Here is a 4,697-nt window from a genome sequence, read left to right on the forward strand (position 1 = left end):
ACCTCCAGCATTGAAGCCGCCACCGGTGCAGTACAAGAAGCCGGCGTCTTCGATGATGGTAATGATGGCAATACCCCAGTGGCCGGCACCCTGGTCACCGGCGGTATCTTAACGGCTGATGATGTCGATAATAACGCCAGCTGGACCTGGAGCGGGGAGCCTCAGGTCAGCGACTACGGTACCTTCAGCATCAACGCCAGCACCGGTGAGTGGAGCTACACCCTGGCCGATAACGCCCTGGTCGATGCCCTCGCCCAAGGCGAGACCCATGAGGAGACCTTCCTGGTCACCGTCACCGTTACCGGTACCAACGATATTCCGGTGCTAACAATAGATAAGACAAGTGGCTTGGTCACCGAAGATGACTCAGACCCAATGTTGACCGATACAGGAACGTTAAGTTTTACAGATGTAGACGATGAATATTTACCAGAATATGTAGGCCACGATCTGTCTGCTAGTTATGTCGCTAACAGCTTAATGTGGAGTGGAGGCGATATAACAGACGTCCTAAGTGCCGATCAAATTCAAGCGCTCATCGACGGATTTAGCGTTTATCAAGATCATTGGGATTACTCAATTCTCAACTCACTAGTACAGTTCCTAGCGGCCAATGAAACCATTACTCTTAGCTTCGATGTCACAGTGACGGATAAACATGGTGCTTACGATACTCAGACAGTCACTATCACCATTAACGGTAATAATGATCCGATTGAAGGAGAATTTACTAAAGAAGTTTGGGTTCCAGCCTCACTTGATGAACTGACTATACCTTTTGTGGGTGGCTATCCGCTCGGTATCGATGTACCAACAGATCAGGACTATAACGATGTCATTACCATTACTGGATTAAGTCTATCCTTCGTTGATCCCGACGAAACAGCCAACATAGGTGAGATCTGGTATATCGATGACGATACGGGCAACTTGACCCTATATGACTTCGATAGCCCAGTCCCGCTTTCGGCTTCTGAACTCGGTAGCTTGGTGTATGTCCCCGGAGATAATGCAGGTATCGAAGATCAACTAGATATCAAGCTCACATTTACCATTAATTCAGGACCAAACACGGATAGTGTCGATGGACTCTTTTACATACACACAATACCTGCTAATAGCCTAGGCGGAAATACCGTACTGATCGGTGATGGCTCATCACCATTGACTTCAGGTAATGATCAAGATGCATACCTGACCGTTAGCAGTGCATTTGCCAACGCCATTAACTTAGATCCAAGCAGTGGTGCTTTAGATCTATTTACCGATTTCCAAAAATCGCCTTTTGATATTCCTATCCCTACAGAAGAAATCGATGGACAGACAGGTATTGAAAGGGAGCAGGAAGTATCTGTAAGGCTGACCATTAACGGTATCACCTTTATTGTGATAGCGGCAGCGAATGGCGTAACAGATTGGTTCTACGACGCTAATTCCGGTTTGATGAGTGCTCACATCTCTTATACAGACATTCTAATGGAATCTGACAATAGCATCACGCTGGCCGATTATCTCGGTGCCAATCCTGTCGATCCAGGTGATATTTGGACCATCACCTACTTGGATAATGATGGCGGCTCTTTTCAGGCACGCTTTGTTCAGGCAACCTTTACCCATGAACTGCTCCCTGATACCGCAATAACTGTCACAGGAACGGATAATGTTGATAATCTCATTTTCGGTACTACAGAAGGAGACTCGTTAACTGGGGCAAACCTTGATGACGAAATTTATGGTCGAGAAGGTAACGACTCCATATTCGGATTGGAAGGCGACGATCAACTCATCGGTGGCTCTGGTAATGATTTTATCGAAGGAGGAAGCGGTAATGACCTTATTCTAGGCGGTTTAGGTAACGACACTATAGATGGAGGACTAGGTAACGATGTAATCGATGGTGGCACCGGTGCAGATATTCTCATCGGTGATGCGGGTAGCGATACCATAGATGCGGGTATAGATAGCGATATAGATACCTTTGTTTGGGATGTTGGGTCCGATGACAGCAGCATAGATACTATACTCAACTTCGACATCAGTATGGATAAGCTAGATTTGTCTGCCATTTTGGTTGATGAAGAGAGTGGTGTATATGCTTTAGATCAATACTTAACATTCAATTTCGTTGATGGAAACACTGAAATCTATGTCGATGCCAACCATGATGGATTCTCGGACCTCACTATAGTGTTGAACAATGTAGACTTAACCAATAACAGCACCTTAAGCGATGCTCAGATCATCAACAACCTACTCGGTAACGAAAACCTGATAATTGATACAATTCCATAACAGCCGACATTATCACGACACCCTGTAAGGCCAAGCCCTAACAATTAGTGGTTTGGCCTTTTTATTTGTCAATCTTAAGCATTACAAACTGAGAGCACGCCTTAGCTTTAGCATTATTTGCGCGTCAAAAAATTGACCACTGTACAGACTATTGATAACATTCGATACTTGGCGAAAAAATGCGCTAACAGTTGCAACATAAAAAATCAAGTTGTGTCATTTAATTCTGCGGGGGCAGGTATGAAATCGTTAGTTACAACCAAAAATGGACAAGTAATAGGTGTGAAAGGAAAGGTTTCTTTAGTCACAGAAACCGAGCAAAAAGAAGTAACTATCGGTGAAATGATTCCCGAAGGAAGCACTATTCTCATTGCTGAACAAGCTGATTTAGAACTAGCATTTGCCGATGGCACCTCTTTTACAAGCCAAAGCCTCAATGACACTACGGCCGCTGAAGTTAATGCATTAAATGAAATAGAACAACTTCAAGCGCTCATCGCCTCTGGAGAAGATCCAACAGCTGAATTACCAGAAACCGCTGCAGGCAACACTCCCGCCAGTGAAGGCGACTCTGGCTTTATATCGGTTAACAGAACAGGCGCCCAAACACTCGCTGGCGCCGGATATACTACATCTGGATTTTCTGTCGAGCAGCCGACCGTTCAAGCGTTTACCGTTAGTAGTGATGACGCCCCTACCATTACCGCTAATGACACTAGTACCATCGCAGAAGATGGCGTGGCAACTGGCAACGTTTTAGACAATGATGTTGATTTCGATACTGAATTATCAGTCGTTACCTTTACTGTCGACGGTCAAACCGTCACCGCAGGCACCACGGTTGCACTGGAAGGCGGTAGCCTGGTGATCAACGCCGATGGCTCTTACACCTTTACGCCAAACGACAACTGGAACGGCAGCGTACCTGTCGTCACCTACACCACTAATACTGGTGAGAGCGCGACCCTGACCATTAACGTCACCCCGGTAGATGACCCATCGATACTGGCTAACGACAGCAACACAGTCGCAGAGGACACTGTCGCTACTGGCAACGTATTAGATAACGACAGCGACATTGACAGCGAGCTGTCGGTCGTCAGTTTCAGCGTCGGCGGTCAAACCGTCACAGCGGGCACCACAGTTGAAGTGGAAGGCGGTAGCCTGGTGATCAACGCCGATGGCTCTTACACCTTTACGCCAAACCAAGATTGGAACGGCAGCGTACCTGTCATCACCTACACCACCAATACCGGTGAGAGTGCGACTCTGACCATCAACGTCACCCCGGTAGATGACCCATCAGTACTGGCCAACGACAGCAACACGGTTGCAGAGGACACTGTCGCTACCGGCAACATATTAGATAACGACAGCGATATCGACAGCGAACTGTCTGTGGTAAGCTTCAGCGTCGACGGTCAAACCGTCACCGCAGGCACCACGGTTGCACTGGAAGGCGGTAGCCTGGTGATCAACGCCGATGGCTCTTACACTTTTACGCCAAACGACAACTGGAACGGCAGCGTACCTGTCGTCACCTACACCACTAATACTGGTGAGAGCGCGACCCTGACCATTAACGTCACCCCGGTAGATGACCCATCAGTGCTGGCCAATGACAGCAACACGATTGCAGAGGACACAGTTGCTACCGGTAACGTACTAGACAACGACAGCGATATCGACAGCGAACTGTCTGTGGTCAGCTTCAGCGTCGACGGTCAAACCGTCACTGCGGGCACCACGGTTGCACTGGAAGGCGGCAGCCTGGTGATCAACGCCGACGGCTCTTACACCTTCACGCCAAACCAAGATTGGAACGGCAGCGTACCTGTCATCACCTACACCACTAATACTGGTGAGAGCGCGACCCTGACCATTAATGTCACCCTGGTAGACGACCCATCTATACTAGCCAACGACAGCAACACGGTTGCAGAGGACACTGTCGCTACTGGCAACGTATTAGATAACGACAGCGATATCGACAGCGAGATTTCAGTCGTCAGCTTCAGCGTCGACGGTCAAACCGTCACCGCGGGCACCACTGTCGAAGTGGAAGGCGGCAGCCTGGTGATCAACGCCGATGGCGCTTACACCTTCACGCCAAGCCAAGATTGGAACGGCAGCGTACCTGTCATCACCTACACCACTAATACCGGTGAGAGCGCGACCCTGACCATTAACGTCACCCCAGTGGATGACCCATCAGTGCTGGCCAATGACAGCAACACGGTTGCAGAGGACACTGTCGCTACCGGCAACGTATTAGATAACGACAGCGATATCGACAGCGAACTGTCTGTGGTCAGCTTCAGCGTCGACGGTCAAACCGTCACTGCGGGCACCACGGTTGCACTGGAAGGTGGCAGCCTGGTGATCAACGCCGATGGCGCTTACAC

At 48.8% G+C, this 4,697-nt stretch carries 2 protein-coding genes; both read left to right on the forward strand.

Annotated elements, in window-relative coordinates:
• On the forward strand, window positions 1–2,292 hold a 2,292-nt coding region (locus AYI87_RS21000; protein WP_144204514.1), incomplete at its 5' end, for a VCBS domain-containing protein.
• A 240-nt stretch (window positions 2,293–2,532) separates the two neighbouring features.
• On the forward strand, window positions 2,533–4,697 hold a 2,165-nt coding region (locus tag AYI87_RS21340), incomplete at its 3' end, for a retention module-containing protein (RefSeq protein WP_409928987.1).

The sequence above is a fragment of the Shewanella sp. KCT genome (assembly GCF_007636505.1).
GTDB lineage: Bacteria > Pseudomonadota > Gammaproteobacteria > Enterobacterales > Shewanellaceae > Shewanella > Shewanella halotolerans.